Origin of the sequence: Pantoea vagans, from assembly GCF_004792415.1 — a bacterium.
Lineage (GTDB): Bacteria > Pseudomonadota > Gammaproteobacteria > Enterobacterales > Enterobacteriaceae > Pantoea > Pantoea vagans.
Map to the genome: position 1 here is coordinate 2,750,515 of NZ_CP038853.1, position 22,987 is coordinate 2,773,501.

The 22,987-nt window shown below is 56.3% G+C and carries 21 protein-coding genes; 6 read left to right on the forward strand and 15 right to left on the reverse strand.

The features are described 5' to 3' along the window. Positions 1-73 precede the first annotated feature (73 nt). The 3 genes from rimK to EGO56_RS13005 are packed head-to-tail and all read right to left on the reverse strand — an operon-like array spanning position 74 to position 1,987. Positions 74-976: a 30S ribosomal protein S6--L-glutamate ligase gene (gene rimK, locus EGO56_RS12995; RefSeq protein WP_135909557.1), complete on the reverse strand. Its 903-nt coding sequence runs from the start codon at positions 974-976 to the stop codon at positions 74-76. A gap of 20 nt (positions 977-996) precedes the next feature. Beyond that, positions 997-1,719, reverse strand: coding sequence for an oxygen-insensitive NADPH nitroreductase (gene nfsA, locus EGO56_RS13000; RefSeq protein WP_135909559.1), 723 nt, complete (start codon positions 1,717-1,719; stop codon positions 997-999). Positions 1,720-1,735: 16 nt separating this feature from the next. Next, a complete protein-coding gene (locus EGO56_RS13005) occupies positions 1,736-1,987 on the reverse strand; it encodes a DUF1418 family protein (RefSeq protein WP_135909561.1) in 252 nt (83 codons plus the stop codon). A gap of 254 nt (positions 1,988-2,241) precedes the next feature. Here EGO56_RS13005 and EGO56_RS13010 point away from each other — a divergent pair, with 254 nt between their 5' ends. After that, positions 2,242-2,505, forward strand: a complete 264-nt coding sequence (locus EGO56_RS13010) for a GrxA family glutaredoxin (RefSeq protein WP_003849263.1) — start codon at positions 2,242-2,244, stop codon at positions 2,503-2,505. An 89-nt stretch (positions 2,506-2,594) separates the two neighbouring features. Here the strand turns inward: EGO56_RS13010 and ybjM are convergent, their stop codons facing one another. After that, complete coding sequence (gene ybjM, locus EGO56_RS13015) at positions 2,595-2,960, reverse strand: inner membrane protein YbjM (protein WP_033782470.1); 366 nt, start codon at positions 2,958-2,960, stop codon at positions 2,595-2,597. Between the two features lie 258 nt (positions 2,961-3,218). Here ybjM and EGO56_RS13020 point away from each other — a divergent pair, with 258 nt between their 5' ends. Next, entirely contained in the window at positions 3,219-4,907 is a 1,689-nt protein-coding gene (locus EGO56_RS13020) for an aspartate:alanine antiporter (RefSeq protein WP_013357276.1), read from the forward strand. A gap of 403 nt (positions 4,908-5,310) precedes the next feature. Continuing rightward, complete coding sequence (ybjG, locus tag EGO56_RS13025; RefSeq protein ID WP_135909563.1) at positions 5,311-5,916, forward strand: undecaprenyl-diphosphate phosphatase; 606 nt, start codon at positions 5,311-5,313, stop codon at positions 5,914-5,916. Positions 5,917-6,231: 315 nt separating this feature from the next. Here ybjG and EGO56_RS13030 read toward each other — a convergent pair whose 3' ends face one another. Continuing rightward, positions 6,232-7,434, reverse strand: a complete 1,203-nt coding sequence (locus EGO56_RS13030; protein WP_135909565.1) for a serine hydrolase — start codon at positions 7,432-7,434, stop codon at positions 6,232-6,234. A 272-nt stretch (positions 7,435-7,706) separates the two neighbouring features. On the opposite strand from EGO56_RS13030, the gene EGO56_RS13035 reads away from it, so the two are divergent. Beyond that, positions 7,707-8,363, forward strand: a complete 657-nt coding sequence (locus EGO56_RS13035; protein WP_135909567.1) for an HAD family hydrolase — start codon at positions 7,707-7,709, stop codon at positions 8,361-8,363. Between the two features lie 148 nt (positions 8,364-8,511). Here the strand turns inward: EGO56_RS13035 and EGO56_RS13040 are convergent, their stop codons facing one another. The 9 genes from EGO56_RS13040 to EGO56_RS13080 all read right to left on the reverse strand — a co-directional run bounded on the left by EGO56_RS13040 (position 8,512) and on the right by EGO56_RS13080 (position 18,373). Further along, positions 8,512-9,648, reverse strand: coding sequence for a PQQ-dependent sugar dehydrogenase (locus tag EGO56_RS13040; RefSeq protein ID WP_135909570.1), 1,137 nt, complete (start codon positions 9,646-9,648; stop codon positions 8,512-8,514). A gap of 112 nt (positions 9,649-9,760) precedes the next feature. Next, complete coding sequence (locus tag EGO56_RS13045; RefSeq protein WP_135909572.1) at positions 9,761-10,420, reverse strand: DUF3313 domain-containing protein; 660 nt, start codon at positions 10,418-10,420, stop codon at positions 9,761-9,763. A 141-nt stretch (positions 10,421-10,561) separates the two neighbouring features. Further along, positions 10,562-11,197 carry a carbonic anhydrase gene (locus tag EGO56_RS13050; RefSeq protein WP_013357268.1) on the reverse strand — a complete coding sequence of 212 codons (636 nt, stop codon included), beginning with the start codon at positions 11,195-11,197 and terminating at the stop codon, positions 10,562-10,564. A 435-nt stretch (positions 11,198-11,632) separates the two neighbouring features. Beyond that, positions 11,633-12,082: a DUF4385 domain-containing protein gene (locus EGO56_RS13055; protein ID WP_095707465.1), complete on the reverse strand. Its 450-nt coding sequence runs from the start codon at positions 12,080-12,082 to the stop codon at positions 11,633-11,635. Further along, positions 12,079-12,984 (reverse strand): glutathione ABC transporter permease GsiD, encoded by a 906-nt coding sequence (gsiD, locus tag EGO56_RS13060; RefSeq protein ID WP_013357266.1) that lies wholly within the window; start codon positions 12,982-12,984, stop codon positions 12,079-12,081. Before gsiD ends, EGO56_RS13055 begins: the two co-directional genes overlap by 4 nt. Beyond that, positions 12,981-13,910 (reverse strand): glutathione ABC transporter permease GsiC, encoded by a 930-nt coding sequence (gsiC, locus tag EGO56_RS13065; protein ID WP_013357265.1) that lies wholly within the window; start codon positions 13,908-13,910, stop codon positions 12,981-12,983. Before gsiC ends, gsiD begins: the two co-directional genes overlap by 4 nt. A 46-nt stretch (positions 13,911-13,956) precedes the next feature. Then, complete coding sequence (gene gsiB, locus EGO56_RS13070; protein ID WP_135909574.1) at positions 13,957-15,492, reverse strand: glutathione ABC transporter substrate-binding protein GsiB; 1,536 nt, start codon at positions 15,490-15,492, stop codon at positions 13,957-13,959. Between the two features lie 54 nt (positions 15,493-15,546). Continuing rightward, on the reverse strand, positions 15,547-17,403 hold the full coding sequence (locus EGO56_RS13075; protein ID WP_135909576.1) for a dipeptide ABC transporter ATP-binding protein: 1,857 nt from the start codon (positions 17,401-17,403) through the stop codon (positions 15,547-15,549). A 10-nt stretch (positions 17,404-17,413) separates the two neighbouring features. After that, positions 17,414-18,373: an isoaspartyl peptidase/L-asparaginase family protein gene (locus EGO56_RS13080; protein WP_135909578.1), complete on the reverse strand. Its 960-nt coding sequence runs from the start codon at positions 18,371-18,373 to the stop codon at positions 17,414-17,416. A gap of 256 nt (positions 18,374-18,629) precedes the next feature. Here EGO56_RS13080 and moeA point away from each other — a divergent pair, with 256 nt between their 5' ends. Beyond that, on the forward strand, positions 18,630-19,865 hold the full coding sequence (moeA, locus tag EGO56_RS13085; protein WP_135909580.1) for a molybdopterin molybdotransferase MoeA: 1,236 nt from the start codon (positions 18,630-18,632) through the stop codon (positions 19,863-19,865). Continuing rightward, positions 19,866-20,624, forward strand: coding sequence for a molybdopterin-synthase adenylyltransferase MoeB (gene moeB, locus EGO56_RS13090; protein WP_135909582.1), 759 nt, complete (start codon positions 19,866-19,868; stop codon positions 20,622-20,624). It begins immediately after the preceding gene. Positions 20,625-21,217: 593 nt separating this feature from the next. Here the strand turns inward: moeB and EGO56_RS13095 are convergent. Further along, a complete protein-coding gene (locus tag EGO56_RS13095; RefSeq protein ID WP_033782451.1) occupies positions 21,218-22,810 on the reverse strand; it encodes an ABC-F family ATPase in 1,593 nt (530 codons plus the stop codon). Positions 22,811-22,987 lie beyond the last annotated feature (177 nt).

Consider the following 22,987-nt stretch of genomic DNA (forward strand, 5'->3'; position numbering starts at 1 on the left):
GGGGTGATAAACAGGCGACTTAGCTTACGGAAAAATGCGCGGCGATGCCATGAAAACTGCTGAAAAGCGCGTGTCAGCCAGCGGTTTTAGGACGGAGCCCGGGGATGGCCTGCTGCTCAATTCGCTGAATCATCAGCGCGGCAATGTTAAGGCCGCTGCTGGTTTCGATGCCTTCCAGCCCGGGCGAGGCGTTCACTTCCATCACCAGCGGACCGCGATGGGCACGCAGAATATCGACACCGGCGACTTCCAGACCGAGCGTGGCCGCTGCTTTCACGGCGATCTGCCGCTCCTGTGGCGTGATCGCTACCGGATACGCTTTACCGCCGCGATGCAGATTAGAGCGGAAATCGCCCTCTTTCGCTACCCGCTCAATCGCAGCCACCACCTCATGACCAATTACCAGACAGCGAATATCACGACCCTGCGCTTCTTTAATGAACTCCTGCACCAGGATATGGGCGTTCAGGCCGCGAAAAGCATCGATAACGCTCTCTGCCGCCTGACGCGTTTCCGCCAGCACCACGCCAATGCCCTGCGTCCCTTCTACCAGCTTAACCACCAGCGGCGCGCCGCCGACCATGGCGATCAGATCGTCAGTGTCATCGGGCGACGAGGCAAAGCCGGTGACTGGCATGTCGATGCCTTCACGTGCCAGCAGCTGCAGCGAGCGCAATTTATCCCGGGTGCGGGTAATAGCGGCGGACTCATTCAGCGGATAGCTGCCGCACATCTCAAACTGTCGCAGCACTGCCGTGCCATAAAAGGTAATGGCGTTGCCGATGCGCGGGATAGCGGCATCGAAATGGCCCAGCGGTTCACCACAATAGTGAACCGCCGGTGAGGCGGGATTGATATTCATATAGCAGGAGAGCGGATCGATGATTTGTACCACGTGGCCGCGAGCGGCGGCCTCGTCACGCAATCGTCGGCTGGAGTAGAGCGTCTCATCGCGCGACAGAATGGCTATCTTCATCGCAGCTCTCCCTTTGTGGATTAACGCGTGGCCCAGCCCTGCTGATGCAGATAATCGAGCATAAACGGACGCGTCTCTTTAATGATCAGCCGCTGGATCAGCTCGCTCCAGGTTTCGCTGCGCTGGTTGCTGTCGCGCTGCTGATAGTAGAGTTCTGTGCGGCTGTCATATTCCGCCAGCACTGCCGGATCCAGAGGCTGATAGCGGTTCTCATGCACCAGCATCGCATGCGGCATACGCGGTTTGACGTCCGGCTTTGATTCCGGATACCCCAGACAGAAACCAAACAGCGGCAGCACAAATTTTGGCAGGCCAAGCAGTTCGGTCACTTCCGCGATGCTGTTACGGATCCCGCCGATAAAGACCCCCCCCAGATCCAGCGACTCTGCTGCGACCATCGCGTTCTGTCCCATCAGGGCGGTGTCGACGCAGCCCAGCAGCAACTGCTCGGCACGGCCCAGCTGCGCATCCGGGCAAATCTGCAGGTGGCGGTTAAAGTCCGCGCAGAAAACCCAGAACTCAGGTGCATCTGCGACCCACGTCTGTCCGCCGGTCAGCGTCACCAGCTTGTCACGCAGCGCTTTGTCGGTGATACGGATAATAGAAGAGCACTGTAAAAAGCTGGATGTGGACGCCGATTGCGCCGCATTAATAATCGCTTCACGCTGGGCTTCGCTGACCGGCTGGTCAGTAAAGGCGCGGATTGAACGGTGGCTGCACAGTAAATCAATGGTCGGTGTCATAAAGTCTCCAGCAACATTATCTTTTTTTATCAATCTGATTGAACAGCTGTGGCGCGATAGCTTTCGCGGTGCGCCACATCAATAGCCAGGCAGCAGGCAGCATCAGCACCACGCCAGCGATGAACAGCACGGTAGCCAGCGTTCTGGCATCAGCCTTATCTGGCAGCGGCAGCCAGTGGTTAATCAGCAGCAGCGCACCCAGAATTAACAGGCCTCCAGCCGCTTCCAGCACCACGATAAACCGGGGTAATCTGGCCACACTCTGCATCACATCCTCCTGCCTTTACGGCTTACTGAGCGTCAATTATGGTCAACAACCCAAAAATTGCGCGGGTTACACGGGCTGCCGTCTTGAAAAAGCCCTTGTTTCAGACGCTTCCTGAACGGCGGCAATAGCGTGCGGGCATCAGACTAACAGGCAAATCCTGCTTTCCTTAAGCGATACGAGCGGGCATGATGGTTGCCATTCTCTGTTTGATTATGTGATACACATCACATAATCGTCGCTGCAAGGAGTTCTCAATGATTGCTGTTATTTTTGGTCGTCCGGGTTGTCCCTACTGTGTCCGTGCCCATGAACTGGCCGACAAACTGACCGCGGAGCGCGATGACTTTAGCTATCAGTATGTTGATATTAATGCAGAAGGCATTACTAAAGCCGATCTGGAAGCCAGCGCCGGTAAACCGGTCAGCACCGTACCGCAGATTTTCGTGGACGAAAAACATATCGGTGGTTACACCGAGTTTGCGGCCTGGACCAAAGAGAATCTGGGATTTGTCGCGTAAGCGCAGATAACCGGAATGAAAAAGGCGAGGCAGGATTTTCCTGTCTCGCCTTTTTGCTTTCTGGCTGACGTCAGCCATCGGGCACCGTGTTAGTTGAGTGACGCCATCACAATCTGCATTAACCGTACCAGCAACGCCCCGCAGCCAGCCCAGAACAGCGCGCTGAGACTCCACGCGATGGCAAACAGTCCGCTGCTGTGAATAAACAGGCTGTTATTGAGCAGCAGTGCTGCCAGCAACGTTCCCCAGAGCCCCATCAGCAGCGTGCTTTTTAACGGGCTTTCCACCTGCATCAACGCCATCACAATGCCAGGTAACATAAAGAGCAGTAATTCGGGCTGACCACGAAGCGGGCCGGGACCGACCTGCCAGAAATGACAGGTAAAAACAAACACCAGACTGTACAACACCACGCCGCACAGGCGGGTAGTCCAGAGATAAGAACGCTGCGGCATACCACCCCACTGATTAAAAGTAACCCCGACAATAACCTGCTGATATCCCTGATGCGTTCTGGTGGAAATAAAAAGAAACAGTTCGTTGTGGCAACGAATGAAAACAGCTAATAGCTGTATAAGATATTTGTGATTAGAATAGCGCCGCGATAACGGTTCCATTTGCAGTGTTGATACAACAGAACCTCAACGGCCTGATCACGATAGCGAAAAACAGGCCACTCTTCAACAGGTTACACGTAAACAAGAAGTTAAACAGTGAATATTAACGTCGCAGGATTGTTAAGCGGAAATGACATTTTGTTATTATTTGTCGTTTTGGCGCTCGGCCTCTGTCTGGGCAAGTTGCGTCTTGGCTCGGTTCAGCTGGGAAATTCGATTGGCGTATTAGTGGTTTCGCTCTTATTAGGGCAGCAGCACTTCGCGATCAATACCGATGCGTTGAGTCTGGGCTTTATGCTGTTTATTTTTTGTGTTGGTGTTGAAGCGGGTCCCAACTTTTTTTCTATTTTCTTTCGCGACGGCAAAAACTATTTCATGCTCGCCATCGTCATGGTGGTCAGCGCGCTGTTGCTGGCACTGGGGCTGGGTAAACTCTTTGGCTGGGATATTGGGCTCACCGCCGGCATGCTGGCCGGGTCGATGACCTCAACGCCGGTGCTGGTCGGCGCAGGCGATACCCTGCGGCAAAGCATCAGCGATCCAAAGCAGCTTGGATTGATGCAGGATCAGCTGAGCCTCGGTTACGCTGTGACCTATCTGATCGGCCTGGTCAGTCTGATTTTCGGGGCACGCTACCTGCCCCGTCTGCAACATCAGGATCTGCCGACCTGTGCGCAGCAGATTGCGCGGGAACGCGGACTGGATGCCGACAGCCAGCGTAAAGTCTTTCTGCCGGTGATCCGCGCCTATCGCGTGGGTCCGGAACTGGTGGCGTGGAGCGGCGGCAAAAACCTGCGCGAGCTGGGTATCTATCGTCAGACAGGTTGTTACATTGAGCGTATCCGCCGCAACGGTATTCTCGCCAGTCCCGATGGGGATGCGGTGCTGCAGCTTGGTGATGATATCTCGCTCGTGGGCTATCCCGATGCACATGCCCGGCTCGACCCCAGTTTCCGTAACGGCAAAGAGGTGTTTGACCGCGATCTGCTGGATATGCGCATCGTCACCGAAGAGATCGTGGTGAAGAACCACAACGCAGTGAACAAACGCCTCAGCAAGTTAAACCTTACCGATCACGGCTGCTTCCTCAACCGGGTAATACGCAGTCAGATTGAGATGCCGATCGACGACAGCATCATGCTCAACAAAGGTGATGTGCTGCAGGTCAGCGGCGAGGCGCGACGGGTGAAAAGCGTGGCAGATCGCATCGGCTTTATCGCGATTCACAGTCAGATGACCGATCTCCTGGCCTTCTGCGCATTCTTTATCGTGGGTCTGATGATTGGTCTGATTACGTTTCAGTTCAGCAATTTCAGTTTTGGTATTGGCAACGCAGCGGGTCTGCTGTTCGCCGGTATCATGCTCGGCTTCCTGCGCGCCAACCATCCGACCTTTGGTTATATTCCGCAGGGCGCGCTTACCATGGTCAAAGAGTTTGGCCTGATGGTGTTTATGGCGGGCGTAGGATTAAGTGCCGGCAGCGGGATTAATCACGGGCTGAGCAGCGATGGTGCGCTGATGCTGCTGTGCGGTCTGCTGGTGAGCCTGATTCCGGTGATCATCTGCTATCTGTTTGGTGCCTATGTGTTGCGGATGAACCGCGCCCTGCTGTTTGGAGCCATCATGGGCGCGCGAACCTGCGCACCGGCCATGGAGATCATCAGCGATACGGCACGCAGTAATATTCCCGCGCTGGGCTATGCCGGAACTTATGCGATCGCCAACGTATTACTGACACTGGCGGGGACGCTGATTGTGATTATCTGGCCAATACTGCCCCTATAAAATTTTTTTGCTGACGTCCAGAACTTTATTGTTAAGCGATAGTCATAATAAGTGCCACTGCTTTTCTTTGAAATCCCCAAATTGTGGAGCCCGCTGGTCTTTTTCCCGGCGGGTTTTTTTATGCCTTTTTTTCGTCCGATCCCGCGCTTCCACACTGAAATCACTTCTCAAACCGTCATAAAACTTAAACAGTTGTGCAACTCATTATGAAATTAAGAGCCTTTCCGTAGACGAACTGCCCGGCAAAAAGCAGGATAGCGCTCTGTTAAATTAGCAAATTGTGCTGATTGATTGGTCGGGCGCGCTGTCGCTGAACGTTTATTTGCCGCTGTTATCGTGCCTGGGTGACCGGATGTTGCCTGAAGCTGATGACCGGCCTGTCTGCTGAGGAATTTATCCCGAAATGGAAGAGCTGAACCACGCATTGTTTACTGCCATCAATGCCACACCGGCGTCACCCGCCTGGTTGCTGCAGCTGGCGACCTTTATTGCCAGAGATTTGATCGCCATCGTGCCACTGTTAATCGTCGCGATGTGGCTCTGGGGACCGCGCGATCAGGTTTCTTCGCAGCGGGTACTGGTACTGAAAACGGGTATGGCGCTGATTTATGCGCTGGCGATCTCCTGGTGTGTGGGCCATCTGCTGCCGCATCCCCGCCCTTTCGCCATTGGCTACGGTTATCAGTTCCTGCATCACGCTGCCGATGACTCTTATCCCAGCGATCACGGCACCACGATTTTCACCTTTGCGCTGGCCTTTATTTTCTGGCATCGCCTCTGGTCGGGTGTGGTGTTGATGGTGGCGGGTTGCGCCATCGCCTGGTCGCGGGTTTACCTGGGTGTTCACTGGCCGATGGATATGCTGGGTGGGTTCCTGGTGGGTCTGCTAAGTTGTCTGGCGTCGCATCTGGCGTGGCAGTTCTATGGTGAGCGGATGCTGGCGGTGATCAACCCGCTCTATCGGGCATTGTTTGCCGTACCGATTCGTAAGGGCTTGACACAGAATTAAGAAAGGGACTGCTCATAAGCCTGAGTCAGGATCTCACAGCGATCGATAAGCTTAACCCGAAGGGAACACGGGCAGAGGAGGAAAGCGTCCCGCCGCCCGGATAAAAACGCCGGGCGCGTTTTTGAACAACGCAAAGCGTTGGCCCGGTAACGGGCGCACCTCAGGGATGAGGTGCGTAATCGCGCGGGCCGAGCATGTCAGGGACTGGCCTTAGCGTCTTTCCGATCTGACCGTGTTCCCTGAGCAGGCTCTGTCTTACAGCTTACGGAACACATTAATCAACTGTCTCAGGGACGCATCAGCGTCCCTGCTCACTTATGACAGCCACTTCCCGAACCAGCCGTTGAACTTCATCATCACAAAATCAATCATCCGGCTGAAGAAGCCGCCTTCCGGCACATCCTGCAGCACCACCAGCGGACGCTGCTCAATCGTCTTACCGTCTAACTGGAAGTCGATGGTGCCGACCACCTGATTCTTCTTCAGCGGCGCTTCGAGTTGTGGCGTTGTGAGTTTAAAACTCGCCTTCAGGTTCTTCATCTGCCCTTTCGGGATGGTCAGCGCGGCATCTTTCGCCACGCCCAGATTCACCTGACTTTTGTCACCAAACCAGACCCGCTGCTGCGCAAACGGCGCATCCGCTTTAATCGGCGTGACCGTTTCAAAGAAACGGAAGCCCCACGTCAGCAGCTTTTCACTTTCGCGGAAACGAATCGCGTCGCTGGCGGTGCCGAGCACCACCGAGATCAGACGCATGTCGCCTTCGGTCGCGGAAGCCACCAGGTTATTGCCCGCGCCGGAGGTGTGACCGGTTTTGACACCATCCACCTTAAGGTTGGTGCTCCACAACAGGCGGTTGCGGTTAATCTGGCGAATCTTATTAAAAGTGAACTCTTTCTCTTTATTCAGTGCGTACTCTTCAGGCACATCACGGATCAGCGCCTGAGCAATCAGCGCCATATCACGCGCGGTACTGTACTGCCCTTCTGCATCCAGACCATGCACCGTCATAAAGTGGGTATTCTGCAGTCCCAGCGCCTTCACATAGTTGTTCATCAGGCCGATAAACGAATCCTGACTGCCCGCCACATAGTCCGCCAGCGCAATACAGGCGTCATTGCCTGACTGGATCACAATCCCTTTGTTCAGCTCATGAACCGGTATCCGATCGCCCGGCTTGAGGAACATCAGCGAAGAGCCACGCAGCTTAGGATTGCCGGTCGCCCAGGCATCCTGTCCCACGGTAACCAGGTCATCCGGTTTGATTTTGCCCGCTTTAATCGCCTGACCGACCACGTAGCTGGTCATCATCTTGGTCAGACTGGCAGGATCGAGACGCTGATCGGCACTGGATTCGGTTAACACTTTACCGCTGGCGTAGTCGATCAGAATCCACGCTTTAGCATCAATGCCAGGCGCAGCGGGAGCCTGCTCAGCAAAAGCACTGATGGGGGCGATAATCAGTAATAAGGTGGCAACGAGGTGCCGCAGGCGAGATGTGAAGCGAGTGTTTGTCATGGGCTTGGCCGGATTGTCCTTGTTAAATCGAAATTCCAGGGGCAGAAAATTCTCACTCAAACGCTAACCGTTGCCGGCATCGAAAAAAACCGTCGAATCGTAAAGTTTTTTAGAGTTTAGTAGAGTAACCCTGGCATAAGCGCCGCGCGCGTGCCGCTTTTCCCCGCGTCTGTCACTTTCAAAACTGCGTGAAATTCCGATTTTTCGCAGAAGAGTTAAGCCCGTCACAATTATCGGCTAACCTGAAAGCCAGTCAGCCGAGGAGACCGACCATGGACTTAGCCCTTTTTGATCTTGATGAAACACTGATTTGTGAAGACAGCACCAGCCTGTGGCTGCGCTGGCTGGTATCACAGGGATTTGCCCCCAGCGAACTGATTGATCAGGAACAGGCATTGATGAACCAGTACTATGCCGGCACGCTGTCGATTGAAGAATACATGAATAAAACACTCTCGCCGCTGGCAGGCATGGCAACACTGACCGTTGAAGGCTGGGTGCGCCGCTTCATTCATCGCGACATCATGCCACGCGTTTATCCTGCCGCCCGCGAGCGCATTGAGTGGCACCGGGCACGCGGTGACAGAGTGATGATCATCTCCGCCAGTGGCGAACATCTGGTGGTGCCAATTGCCGAGAAGCTGGGTGCCTGCGGCGCGCTGGCGATTGGCGTTGAGATCGTGGATGAGCGCTACAGCGGCAACACTTACGGCACCATGACCTATAAAGAGGGTAAAGTGACCCGCCTGGGTGACTGGAAAGCGCTGCAGCAGGAGGAGAACTTTGACCGCACCTGGGCTTACAGCGACTCCATGAACGACCTGCCGCTCCTCCAACAGGCCGATCATGCCCACGTTATCAACCCGGATGAACAGTTGCACCAGGAAGCGCTAAACCGCGGCTGGCAGGTTTATCGCTGGGCACGCTGACTCAGCGCCTGTCCCGGCAGGCATCATTATTTTGGGCAGTCTGGACACGGACCGCGCGCAGCAACCAGCGCATACATGGAGTACGTGAAGATTGTGAGCACGGCTCAGGTCCAGACTGACAAATAAAATCGTCTGCCAGGCCAGCTCCTTAGCCGCGGGACGCGCCAGCGTCCTGCGCTAATCCCACTTTCAGCAGCCTGCCATTGGCCTCATCGGTCAGCACATAGAGCCAGCCATCTGGTCCCTGCCGCACATCGCGGATTCGCGCCTTCTGATCGCCCAGCAGGCGCTGCTCTTCCACCACTTTTTCGCCGTTGAGACTCAGACGGATCAGGTTTTTCTCTTTCAGTGCCCCGATAAACACGGAATTCTTCCACTGCGGAAAACGCGCGCTGTTATAAAACGCCATGCCGCTGATGGCCGGCGAATCCTTCCAGTGATAAAGCGGCTGTTCGGTGCCTGCAGCATGGGTGCCCTTTGATTCCGGCACTTTATCGCCGCTGTAATCAATGCCGTACGTCGCCAGCGGCCAGCCGTAGTTCTTGCCACGGCTCATGATATTCACTTCATCACCACCGCGCGGGCCATGTTCATTTTCCCATATCGTGCCGGTCCAGGGGTTGAGCGCCAGTCCCTGCGGATTACGCAGACCATAGGCCCAGATCTCTGGCCGCGCGCCGGGCTTTTTCACAAACGGATTATCGTCCGGCACGCTGCCATCGGCGTTCAGCCGCAGCAGTTTGCCCTGCAGCTTATCGAGATCCTGCGCGGCGCTGCTGACAAAATTATCGCCGAATGCGATCCAGAGGTAGCCCTGCGTATCAAACGCCAGCCGGGTGCCGATATTGTTGCCGCTGGAGAGCATCGGCGTCTGCCGGACTACCTCGCGGAAATCGCTGAGTTGCCGGTTATCCGGACTCAGCGTCCCGACGCCCACGACGGCACCTGCTTTGCCGCTGCTGTTCGCCTCGGTGTAGCTGAGCCAGACGCGACGGCTGGTCGCAAAATCGGGTGCCAGCACCACGTCCAGCAGGCCACTCTGCCGTTCTGCCCAGACCTTTGGCACGCCCTGAATCGGCTGAGACAGGCCACTCTCCGGACTCCAGCTGCGCAGCGCTCCGCTACGCTCGGTAATCAGCAGCGTTTTGTTGTCGGGCAGGAAGGCAACAGACCATGGATGTTGTAACTTATCCTGCAATACCTCGACCTTTACGTCAGCGGCAAACAGTGGCGATGCGCAGAACAGCGCGCCGCCGAGCATAAGAGCAGTCGAAAAACGGGTCATAAGGTTCTCCTGACGGGATAGCGTGCCCTTAAGCGTAGTCATCCGCTGCGTGGTGAACCTGAGGATTTACAAAAGATTAAACAGGGCGACAAGGATGTGCCGCCCCGAAAGGTTATGGCGCGTTGAAACTCACCGTGTCACGAACCAGCGTATCAATACCCGGCTTCAGATCATCAAAGGTGATTGGCGTCGTGCTGTTACTGACCGTTTTGCCAAAGGCTTTTCGCACAACCCGGATCAACGGTTTGCCCGTCACGGCATCGCTGGCTTCAACCTCCAGAAACAGTTCACTGTTCTGAGTTCGGTGGCCTGATGCCGCCATCGTACTGGCGACGACTGCCGCAATCGGCACCACTTCGTAAAACTGTACGCCCTCGTTCTCTGCCGAGACGGCGGTGATCGCCGCACGCACTTTAAGAGTATGCGGCGAAGCCTGATTAACCAGCGGCAGACGGGTGGCTATCGCCCCTTTCAACTGAATATCGGTGTAACTGCGTATCTGATCCAGCGTCTGCTGACTGACGCGAGCCGTAGGCCGTGCAGCCGGATAGAATACGACCGGTGTATAGAGCACATCCTGATACTGGCTGCTCTTATAGTCGGGAGAAATCCAGCGCAGGGTCGGTTCGCCGTTGGCCGATTCAGAGGGCTTCAGCTGGCTGTAATCTGCCAGGAAACCCGAATAGTGCTGCTTGTCTGCAACATGAGAAGTACATCCACTGAGCAACAGTGTAGAAACTGCCAGCAGAGTAGCAACGGACGTTTTACGCATGATCAACTCGCTTGTGTCAGGAAGGTTTAAGCAAGCATAGATAAATCACGGGGGAAATGCTGAAAATAAGCGTCGTTTTAAGGGGTTATCTGTGCGGAAGATCGGAAAATACCCGCTGCATAACGCAGCGGGTGAAAGGCATTACTCAAAACTGGCATCAGGATTATCAGACAGGGTGATGAACTGCTTACCGCCCTGAGTCAGCGCCATGATAGTGCCGGTTTCGATGTCGTAAACCCAGCCGTGCAGGCGCAGCTTGCCGTTACGCAGGGCAACGGAGACCGACGGATGAGTCTTCATGTTGTTCAGCTGAGCGATCACGTTCTCTTTGACCATCTCATTCAGCTTCTTCTCTGGCGAGTCATATTCACGCTGCTCGACCACTGCTTTTGCCGCATCGGCATAGCGCAGCCAGTGCTCAACCGCAGGCATAGTATCCATGCAGGCGCAGGACGCGATGGCATTCATGGCTCCGCAGTTAGAGTGACCGCAGATGATGATGTCTGAGACGCCCAGCGCGACCACCGCATATTCGATCGTAGCGGAGACACCGCCCGGCTCCGGGCCAAATGAGGGAACGATGTTGCCCGCATTGCGGATAACGAACAGCTCTCCTGGCTCCTGCTGCGTCACCAGTTCCGGCACCAGACGGCTGTCTGAACAGGAGATGAACAGCGCTTTCGGATTTTGATTTGACGCCAGGCTTTTGAAAAGATCCTTCCTTTCAGGAAACACATTCTGCTGGAAATTCAGAAATCCGTTGATGATCTCTTTCATTATTTAGCTCTCACATTATCCATTTCATTACCTGAGGGGCATAGCCCCCTCAGTGGGGTTTGCTGGTTTATTATTAATGAAAACAAGTGAATATCAACCCGCGTTTTTCGGACAGCGCTGAACGGCTGTCATCGTCAGCGTTTCGCTTATCCGTCATCCAGCGTTTTCGGAGCCGATTTCTTTTTACAGCACGGGACGTTACCGGAAAAGGCAGAGTGTGATCCACCCGCTTTTTTTATCCGAGTTGTGGACCGGCTTTTACGCGTTTTTTCACTACTTTACGTCGCAGTTTGAACGAAACCAAAGATTTCTCATTGGCATCTGGCCTTTCAGAGCTGGCAAAGGGGAGCAGGATAACGCCCGGAGAATGAGCCGGGCGGGTTCAGGCAATGATGGCAGCCACGGTGGAGGTGGCCGGGGGAGGAAATTTAGCGGTTAACCATACTGCTGCTGATGCGCTTTTTTGCGGCGCAGATAATCCTCATCCTCACGCAGCTTGTCCCAATAGCCTTTGAAGATAGCGGCCGCAGCGGCCTTTTCCTCGTTGACGCCGCGCGGCAGCTCCTTGCCGTCCGCGTCATATTTGCGTCCGCCTTTGTGGTTACTGTAACGCCGCGCACGGGTGTACCCCATCTGGATAAATTTGCGCGCCATATCCATGCCGACAAAATCGTCCTGACGCCGGTAATCCTCAAACAGCGCCATGATTTTTTCAGCCGACTCTTCAGCAATGGGAACGGTGCGAAAACGCCAGTGCGGCAGAATTTCGCCTTTATAAGGCTCGACCATCAGCACACCCTGCTCACCTCGCCCGACCTGATAAAGCTCGGGATGCTGGCGGAAGTCGATCGTGCTGAAGTCCTGATCATAATCGAAAGGTTTCATTTCTTTAGTTTAGGATCAAGTGCGTCACGTAGCCCGTCACCGAGCAAATTAAATGCCAGAACCGTGAAGAAAATCGCCAGACTGGGGAAAATCGCCACGTGCGGGGCAATCACCATGTCGGCCCGCGCCTCATTCAGCATGGCGCCCCACTCCGGCGTGGGCGGCTGCGCGCCCAGTCCGAGAAACGACAGACTGGCGGCGGTAATGATGGAGGTACCAACCCGCATCGTGAAATAGACCACAATCGGCGATACCGTGCCCGGCAGGATATGCCGCATCAGGATCGTCCAGTCAGACGCGCCGATGCTGCGTGCCGACTCAATATAGGTCTGATGCTTCAGCACCAGCGTGTTACCGCGTACCAGACGGGCAAAGGCAGGGATACTGAAGATAGCGACCGCCACAATCACGTTGCTCATGCCGCTGCCCATAATCGCCACCACCGCAATCGCCAGCAGAATGCCGGGAAAGGCAAACAGCACATCACAGATGCGCATGGTGATACGGTCCCACCAGCCTTCGTAATAACCGGCCAGCAGACCAAACAGCGTGCCAATCACTGCGCCAATGACCACCGAGAAAAAGCCAGCAATCAGGGAAATACGCGTGCCGACCAGCACCCGGCTGAAGATGTCGCGACCCAGCGAATCGACGCCAAAATAATGCATCAGCGACGGACCGTCGTTGAGCCGGTCATAATCGAAGTAGTTCTCTGCGTCGAACGGCGCAATCCATGGGGCGATCACTGCCAGTACAATCAGTATCAGCACAAACACCCCGGCCAGCAGCGCCACCGGCTGACGCCGGAAGCGTCGCCAGAACTCACGCCACGGCGTACGTACCCGGTTCTCCGCTATCAGCGGCATCGTTTTCAGGGCCGCTTCACGTCGCCAGTTTTTCATCGCGACTCCTTAAAGCGAATAGCGGGGTTAATCACCGCATAGAGCATGTCGACAAACAGATTGATCAGAATAAACTCCAGTGAAAACAGCAGTACTTCGGCCTGAATAACCGGATAGTCGCGCATCGCCACGGAGTCGACCAGCAGACGCCCCAGGCCCGGCCAGTTAAACACCACCTCGACCACGATTGAGCCACCCAGCAGAAAACCAAACTGCAGCCCCATCATCGTGACCACAGGGATCATCGCGTTGCGCAGGCCATGTTTCACCACCACCAGCGACTCGCGTACCCCTTTGGCCCGGGCGGTACGCATGTAATCTTCCTGCATCACCTCCACGAACGAGGCGCGGGTAAACCGTGCCATGACCGCGGCGACCGCTGCACCTAAGGTGATGGAGGGCAGAATGTAATGCTTCCAGCTCTCAGCGCCGACGGTGGGCAGCCAGCCCAGCTCAACCGAGAAGACCTGCATCAGCAGCATCCCCAGCGCAAAGGCGGGAAACGAAATGCCCGACACCGCCAGCGTCATCCCCAGCCGATCGGGCCAGCGGTTACGCCAGACCGCCGAAACGATGCCGATAGTCATGCCAAAAATCACCGCCCAGATCATACTGGCCAGCGTCAGCCACAGTGTCGGCATAAAGCGTGAGGCGATCTCATCCGCAACCGGCCGCTTTGAGACCATCGACTGACCGAAATCACCCTGCAGCGCATTCAGCATAAAGTGCCAGAACTGCTGTGGCAGCGGCAGATCCAGACCCAGCTCCTGACGCACCAGCGCCACCACCGAGGCATCCGCTTCCGGCCCGGCGATCAGGCGTGCCGGGTCGCCCGGCAGCAGGTGAACAAACAGGAATACCAGCACCGCCACGATCAGCAGCGTGGGGATCAGCCCAAACAGTCGTTTGAGAAAGTAGTTAAACATGCAACATCCTGCAGTTGCGGCCAGCCACACGGGCTGGCCGGCTCCGTTACTTCAGCGTGGCCTCATCAAAATTGAATGAGGTATCGGGCATCACATAAAAACCAGTCAGGTTTTTGCTGTTGGCAGAAACCAGTTGCTCAACCACCAGCGGGATCCACGGATGGTCCTGCCAGATGGTGTCCTGTGCCTCTTTGTAGAGACGCGCTTTTTCAGCACTGTCGGTAGTTTTCAGCGCATCGGCCAGATCTTTATCGACCTTCGGATTGCTGTAAAACGCGGTGTTGAAGATTGCCGGTGGCCAGGCTGCGGTGGCAAACAGTGGCGTCAGCGCCCAGTCGGCTTCACCGGTTGAGGCGGACCAGCCGGTGTAGAACATGCGCACGCCGCTCTCTTTCTGGCCTTTACCTTCGACTTCAGCAGCACGCTGACCCGCATCCATCGCCGTGACTTTTACCTTCACGCCAATCTGCGCCAGCTGCTGCTGAGTGAACTGCAGCACCTTCTGCGCGGTGCTGTGGTTGTGCGACGACCAGAGCGTAGTTTCAAATCCGTTCGGGTAGCCTGCCTCTTTCAGCAGCGCTTTCGCTTTAGCGGGATCGTAGCTGATAGCCGGATAGGTCTGCGCAAAGTCGATGGCGGGCGGCACGATGCCGGTCGCAGGCGTGGCGTAACCGGCGAAGGCCACTTTCGCCAGCGCCTGACGGTTGATGGCATACTCCAGCGCTTCACGCACCTTCGGATTGTCGAACGGCTTCTGCGTGACGTTAAGGCTGATGTAACGCTGCATAATCGAAGGCGTGGTCACCACATCGAGCTTGCTGTTCTTCTCCAGCAGTTTTGCCTGCTCATAAGGCACCGGGAACGCAAGGTTCGCTTCGCCGGTCTGCAGCATGGCCGCGCGGGTGTTGTTATCCACCACCGGTCGCCAGGTAATGCTGTCCAGCTTCGGATAGCCCGGTTTCCAGTAGCCATCCCATTTCTTCACCTTCACAAAGTCGGTCTGATTCCAGGTTTCAAACACAAACGGACCGGTGCCCACCGGATGGAAACCGATCTCTTTGCCATATTTTTTCAGCGCGGCAGGCGAAATCATTGCTGCCGCCGGATGGGCCAGATTGTTGATAAAGGCCGAGAACGGCTCTTTCAGCGTCACTTTCACCGTGGTCGGATCGACGACTTCGGTGCTGGCAATGCGTTTGAACAGGTTGTAGCGCTTAAGATGGTTATCCGGATTGCTGGCGCGATCGAGGTTGACCTTCACCGCGTCCGCATTGAAGTCCGTGCCATCCTGGAATTTAACCCCGGAGCGCAGCTTAATCGTGTACGTCAGGCCGTCGGCGCTGGCCTGGTAGCTCTCCGCCAGCACATTGGTAAGTTTCATATCCTTATCGAAGCCAAACAGCCCCTGATAGAACGATTTCGCCACCGCCTGCGACAGCGTGTCGTTGGCATCATAGGGATCGAGCGTGGTGAAGTTGGACGCGACGGCAATCACCGCATCCTGTGCTGCCCAGGCGGGCAATGTCATTGCGCTGCTTAACACGCCAGCCGCCAGTAACCCTTTACGCATCGTAATCTGCATCTTGTTCTCCTGTAATCCCTATCGGGTTGGTCGCCGGGGCGACATCTTCACTGTTCAGGTCGCGCTGATAACGTGGCGGGCGACGAAATGACCCGGAGCCACCTCCATCAGCGGCGCCACTTCAGGTTCATCCCCTAACGCATGAATCGGGCTGGGGATCTCATCGACCAGTAAGGCGCGTTCACGACGCCGGTGCGCCGGATCGGCTACCGGCACCGCGGCCATGAGTTTTCGGGTATAGGGGTGCTGAGGCTGTTCAAACACCGCCTGACGCGGCCCTATCTCAACAATCTGACCGAGATACATTACCGCCACACGGTGGCTGACACGCTCCACCACCGCCATATCGTGAGAAATAAACAGAAAGGCGATGCCAAATTCGCGCTGCAGGTCGAGCATCAGATTAATAATCTGCGCCTGAATCGACACATCCAGCGCCGAGACGGACTCATCGGCGATGACGACCTTCGGATTCAGCGCCAGCGCGCGGGCAATACAGATACGCTGGCGCTGCCCGCCGGAAAATTCATGCGGATAGCGCTGAGCATGTTCCGGCAGCAGACCGACTTTATCCAGTAACCAGGCGACACGCTGCTCCGCCTCGCGACGCGGCATCGCCTTATGGACCAGCAGCGGCTCCATAATTGAGAAGCCAACCGTCAGCCGGGGATCAAGCGAGGCGTAGGGATCCTGGAAAATAAACTGAATATCGCGCCGCAGATGGGCGAGTGCAGCACCTGAGAGATGGTCGATGCGCTGTCCGTCAAATGTCAGCGTGCCGCCCTGGCTGGCAACCAGCTTCAGCAGTGAGCGTCCGGTGGTCGATTTACCACAGCCCGACTCCCCCACCAGCGCCAGGGTCTCTCCGGCATAGAGATCAAAACTGACTTTTTCGACGGCATGAACCCGGCTTTTGACGCGATTCAGCAGGCCGCCGCGAATATCGAAGCGGGTGACCAGATCGCGTACCTGCAGAATGGGGGGCTGCAGGCGGCGAACCGTATCCTGCGGCACGTCATCAACCGCGTCGCTATGCAGCAGCGGAAATTTGGCCGGCAGCGGCTGGCCCTGCATCGATCCGAGCCTGGGCACCGCGGCCAGCAGCGCCTGGGTGTAGGGCTGCTGCGGTGCGCTGAACAGTTCGGCGACGGGCGCATTCTCCACCACATCGCCGCGATACATGACCTGAACGCGATCGGCCATTTCGGCGACCACGCCCATATCGTGCGTGATAAAAATCACCCCCATCTGCATCTCTTTTTGCAGCACGCGGATGAGTTGCAGAATCTGTGCCTGAATAGTGACGTCGAGTGCGGTGGTCGGCTCATCGGCAATCAGCAGCGCCGGTTTGCAGCAGAGCGCCATCGCAATCATCACGCGCTGACGCATTCCGCCTGAGAGCTGATGCGGGAAACGAGACAGAACATTGTGCGCATCGGGAATGCGCACCAGATCAAGCATCCGGCGCGCCTCTGCCAGTGCCGCGGCGTGGCTCAGCCCCTGATGAAGCCGGATGGATTCAGCTATCTGCTCGCCCACGGAGAAGACCGGATTCAGCGAGGTCATTGGCTCCTGAAAGATCATCGCCATATCCGCGCCGCGCACCCGACGCATCTGACTTTTTGAGGCGCGCATCAGATCCAGCACCTCGCCATTGCGACGACGTAATTGCACCTCGCCGCTCACCCTGCCGCCAGCCTGCTCAATCAGTCGCATCAGCGCCAGCGAGGTGACCGATTTTCCTGAACCTGACTCGCCTACCAGCGCCAGCGTTTCGCCGCGAAACAGATCGAGTGACAAATGACGCACCGCGTCTGTGACGGTGGCTTCGTGCTGAAAACGCACACTGAGATCGCGCACCGCCAGCACCTGATCAGGGGCCAGCGGCGGTAGCGTTTGCCTGTCGCTCATTTCTGCATCCTTAACTTTCGCGATAGATAGCGACGTCAGCCGCCTCGCCGACCCGCGCAACGCCCCGGTACATGCCTTCGCTGTTGAACGGCAGCGCCACGTTGCCTGCGCGATCGACGGCAATTAAGCCGCCACTGCCGCCCAGTTCCAGCACGCTGTCATGAATAACGTTAACACTCGCCTGCTGCAACGAGCGTCCGGCATAGCGCATCTGCGCGGCCACATCGTAGGCCGCCAGCGTCCGCATAAACACTTCACCGGTGCCGGTACAGGAGACCGCCACGCTGTCGTTGCTGGCGTAGCAGCCCGCGCCCGGCAGCGGCGAGTCGCCGACGCGTCCGGCCTGCTTATTGGTCATCCCGCCCGTTGACGTGGCCGCAGCGAGGTTGCCCGCCAGATCCAGCGCGACCGCCCCGACAGTGCCGAACTTACGGTCCGGGTCGAGCGGGTCGTCGCTGTGTGCGGCACCATCATGGTCCAGCACCGAGGTAGCGCTGTTGAGCGCGCGCTGCAGCTGCTCCCAGCGTTCCGGCGTCGAAAAGAAATCAGGATCGACCGTTTCCAGCCCCTGCGCCACGGCAAACTGCTCTGCGCCTTCCCCGATAAACAGCACATGCTCGCTTTTATCCAGCACGGCACGTGCCGCCAGGACCGGATTACGTAATCGCGTTACGCCTGCGACCGCGCCGACATCCAGCGTGCGGCCATCCATAATGCAGGCATCAAGTTCATGGGTGCCCTGATGGGTGAAGACCGCGCCTTTGCCCGCGTTAAACAGCGGACACTCTTCAAGCAGTCGTACAGCCTCGGTTACCGCATCGAGTGCACTGCCGCCCTGAGCCAGTATCTGCTGACCCTGAGTGACAATATCGTGGAGCGCCTGACGGTAGCGTTGTTCCTTTTCAGCGCTCATTGCTGCGCGCGAAATCGCACCTGCGCCGCCGTGAATGGCGATCACTGCATTGACCATAACGCTCTACCCTGTGATTGCATCAGGACGAAAAACACTGATTTAAAATGGTTTTCACCCATTTTTGGTGATTTTTGACTATAGAAAGCCTGCTAAGTGTTGTAAAGCGGAAACTGTTCCTGTGGTTATAACCTTTTCTTACCGCCATATTTCACTTTGGTCGCAATGACCGGCAGGTCAGGCCGACGCCGATGTGACTCAGCGACCAATTCCCACCATAATAGGCAGCATCTGAAATAACCAGGCTGGACTGTTCATGGAAAGTTTTACTGCAGGTTTGATCTCCCTTGAGGAGGCGCAACAAAAAATGCTGTCACAGCTGACGCCCGTCACCGACTCACTGAGCGTGTCGCTGGCCGAGGCGGTCGGGCGCATCACCGCAACCGCAGTCACCTCACCGATTGCCGTGCCGCCCTTTGATAACTCCGCGATGGACGGCTACGCCGTCAGGCTGGCCGATGTCAGCAGCGGACAGCCGCTTCCCGTGGCAGGCAAGGCCTTTGCTGGCGCGCCGTTCAGCGGTGAGTGGCCGCAGGGCAGCGTGATTCGCATCATGACCGGTGCGCCGGTGCCCGCAGGCTGTGAAGCGGTAGTAATGCAGGAGCAGACCGAAGCTCAGGGCGATGCGATTGTCATTACCGCGCCGGTGCGTCAGGGACAGAATATTCGCCTGACCGGCGACGACATTCAGCCGGGCCATGTAGTGCTGGAAGCGGGTACGCGTCTGGGTGCCGCCGAGCTGCCGCTGCTCGCCTCGCTGGGTATCGCGCAGGTGAGCGTGCTGCGAAAACTGCGGGTGGCTATCTTCTCCACCGGTGATGAACTTCAGCCGGTCGGTGAGCCGCTGGCAGACGGCCAGATATATGACACCAACCGTTTTGCGGTCTCGCTGATGCTGCATAAGCTGGGCTGCGAAGTCATCGACCTTGGCATTATCAAAGATGATCCCACTGCTCTGCGCGCCGCATTTGAGGAAGCCGATCGGCAGGCCGATGTGGTGATCAGCACCGGCGGCGTTTCTGTGGGTGAAGCGGACTTCACCAAAAGCATGCTGGAAGAGCTCGGTGCCATCAGTTTCTGGAAGCTGGCGATTAAGCCCGGCAAACCGTTTGCCTTTGGCCGCCTCAACAGCAGCTGGTTCTGTGGCCTGCCGGGTAACCCGGTCTCCGCCGCCGTCACTTTCTATCAACTGGTGCAGCCGCTGCTTGCCACCCTCACCGGCCAGCAGAAATCCGCCTTGCCACCCCGTCAGAAAGTGCGCTGCGCCTCGCGCCTGAAAAAGTCACCGGGTCGCCTCGACTTCCAGCGCGGCATCCTGCGCCAGAACGCACAGGGTGAACTGGAGGTAGAGACCACCGGGATGCAGGGTTCGCACGTCTTCAGCTCTTTTGCTCAGGCGAACTGCTTTATTGTGCTGGAACGGGATCGCGGCAACGTGGAACCGGGTGAATGGGTTGAGGTGGAACCGTTCAACGCCCTGCTGGAGGCGTAAATGCTGCCTGAATTAAGTGATGAGGAGATGCTGCGCTACAACCGACAGATTGTTCTGCGCGGCTTTGATTTTGACGGGCAGGAGCGGCTGAAAGCCAGCCACGCGCTGGTCGTCGGGCTGGGCGGGCTGGGCTGCGCGGCTGCGCCCTACCTTGCTTCTGCTGGCGTCGGCAATCTGACGCTGCTGGACTACGATACCGTGTCGCACTCCAACCTGCAACGGCAGATCCTGCATCATGACGCGGATATCGGCCGCGCTAAAGTGGACTCTGCCGCACAAAGTCTGGCCGCCATCAATCCGCACTGCCAGCTGCATCCGGTTAATGGACAGCTGGACGATGTGGCGCTGCTGGCGCTGATTGCCCGTCAGCAGGTGGTGCTGGACTGCACTGACAATGTTGCGGTTCGTGAGCAGCTTAACCGGCTCTGCCGACAGCAGCGGGTGCCACTGGTTTCAGGCGCCGCGATTCGGATGGAAGGTCAGATCAGCGTATTCAACTGGCAGCCCGGCACCCCCTGCTATCGCTGCATCAGCCGCCTGTTTGGCGAACAGACCCTGAGCTGCGTGGAGGCGGGCGTCATGGCCCCGCTGGTGGGTGTGATTGGTGCGATGCAGGCGATGGAAGCCATTAAAGTGCTGACATCTTTTGGCGCGCCCGCCACCAGCCGGTTGCTGATGTATGATGCGATGAGCGCGGAGTTCCGCAGCATGAAAGTGGCGCAGGACGCGCATTGTGAAGTGTGTAGCGGTGGGGCTTAACGTCAAAAGCAATACATCTGCTCCATGAAGCCAGCGCTGTTTTGAACTCTGCCTGCTTTAGGGAACACGGTCAGATCGGAAAGTCGCTTAAACCATCCCTGGGCGCTCTGCCCGCGCGATTACGCACCTCATCCCTGAGGTGCGCCCGTAACCGGGCCAACGCTTCGCGTTGTTCAAAAACGCTCCCGGCGTTTTTGTCCATGGCGCAGGACGCTTTCCTCCTCTGACCATGTTCCCTGCGCCTTGAACATTTGCGTTGCAGCCAAATTCACTCTGAACTGGCTTTACCTGAAGGGCCTGCGTTGAGCCCCAAAACTACGCTCAATCCACTTACAGACAGCTCAAAGCTTAAAGCGAAGGGAGCATACGCCTGTAGCAAAGCATCGCGGGCCAGGGACGGCCCGCGCTGAGCATGCCATGGATGGCGTCTTTTGCGTCTTTGCGAAAGGCGTATGCTCCCTGAAGCCCACACAGTAATGACGTTTTACCTGCTTAGGGAACACGGTCAGATCGGAAAGTCGCATAATTCATCAATGGGCGCTCAGCACTGCGGGGCAAAAAAAACGGGGTGGCCTGCGCCACCCCGTTTTTTATCAGACGATACCCTGACTGCGCAGGTAATCTTCGTAATTACCGGTGAAGTCCACCACCTTGTCTGCTTTCAGCTCAATCACGCGGGTTGCCAGCGAGCTGACAAATTCGCGGTCATGCGAAACAAACACCAGCGTGCCTTCATACATCTCCAGCGCCATATTGAGCGATTCAATCGACTCCATATCGAGGTGGTTGGTCGGCTCATCCATAATCAGAATGTTCGGTTTTTCCATCATCAGCTTACCGAACAGCATACGACCCTTCTCACCACCGGAAAGCACTTTGGCCGGCTTCTTAATATCATCCTGCGAAAACAGCAGACGACCAAGAATACCGCGAATGGTCTGCTCATCATCGCCCGGCTGTTTCCACTGACTCATCCAGTCAAATACCGTCAGATCATTGGCAAAATCATCGGCGTGATCCTGAGCGTAATAACCAATACGCGCATTCTCTGACCATTTAACCGTGCCATTATCTGGCGTAAGCTGACCCACCAGCGATTTCAACAGCGTCGATTTACCAATACCGTTGGCACCGATTACCGCCAGCTTCTCGCCCACTTCCAGCAGCAGATTTAAATTCTTAAACAGCGGACCGTTATCAAATCCTTTGGTTAATCCTTCCACTTCCAGCGCATTACGGAACAGTTTCTTGTCCTGCTCAAAACGGATAAACGGGTTCTGACGACTGGAGGCTTTCACTTCATCCAGTTTAATTTTATCCATCTGCTTAGCACGTGAAGTCGCCTGACGTGATTTAGAGGCGTTGGCGCTAAAACGACTGACGAACGATTGTAAGTCAGCAATCTGCGCTTTTTTCTTGGCATTATCAGATAACAGACGTTCACGTGCCTGCGTTGCTGCGGTCATATATTCGTCATAATTACCGGAATAAACCCGAAGCTCGCCATAATCCAAATCGGCCATGTGGGTGCAGACCATATTAAGGAAGTGACGGTCATGCGAAATGATAATCATGGTGCTGTCACGCTCGTTCAGCACCTGCTCCAGCCAGCGAATCGTATCGATGTCCAGGTTGTTCGTCGGTTCGTCGAGTAACAAAATATCCGGATTAGAAAACAGTGCCTGCGCCAGCAGCACACGCAATTTAAAGCCCGGGGCGATTTCGCTCATCGGGCCATAATGCTGTTCAACCGGAATGCCGACGCCGAGTAATAATTCACCGGCACGCGACTCGGCGCTATAGCCATCCATCTCACCGTAAAGCGCTTCAAGATCGCCGACTTTATACCCCTCTTCTTCGCTCATTTCTGGCAAAGAATAAATGCGGTCGCGCTCCTGCTTTACTTCCCATAATTCATGGTGACCCATGATAACGGTGTCCAGCACGCTGAATTGTTCAAAGGCGAACTGATCCTGACGCAACTTACCAATGCGCTCGTTGGGATCGTAAGAGACGTTGCCGCCTGAAGGCACCAGATCGCCACCCAAAATCTTCATGAAGGTGGATTTTCCGCTGCCGTTCGCACCGATTAAACCGTAACGATTACCGCCGCCAAATTTAACGGAGATATTTTCGAACAGTGGCTTGCTGCCAAACTGCATGGTGATATTGCTGCTAACTAACACGGCATTGACCTTTGTGAAGAGAATGGATGAAAAAACGGCGGCTATTATGCCAGATGTGACGCAGCGCACGCCAGCGTCAGGCGTGGATTCCTGGCGGGGTGATTGATATCCCGACAGAAATAAAAAAGCCGGAGGACCCTAATGGCCCCCCGGCTCCCACTTACAAGGATTGTGTTG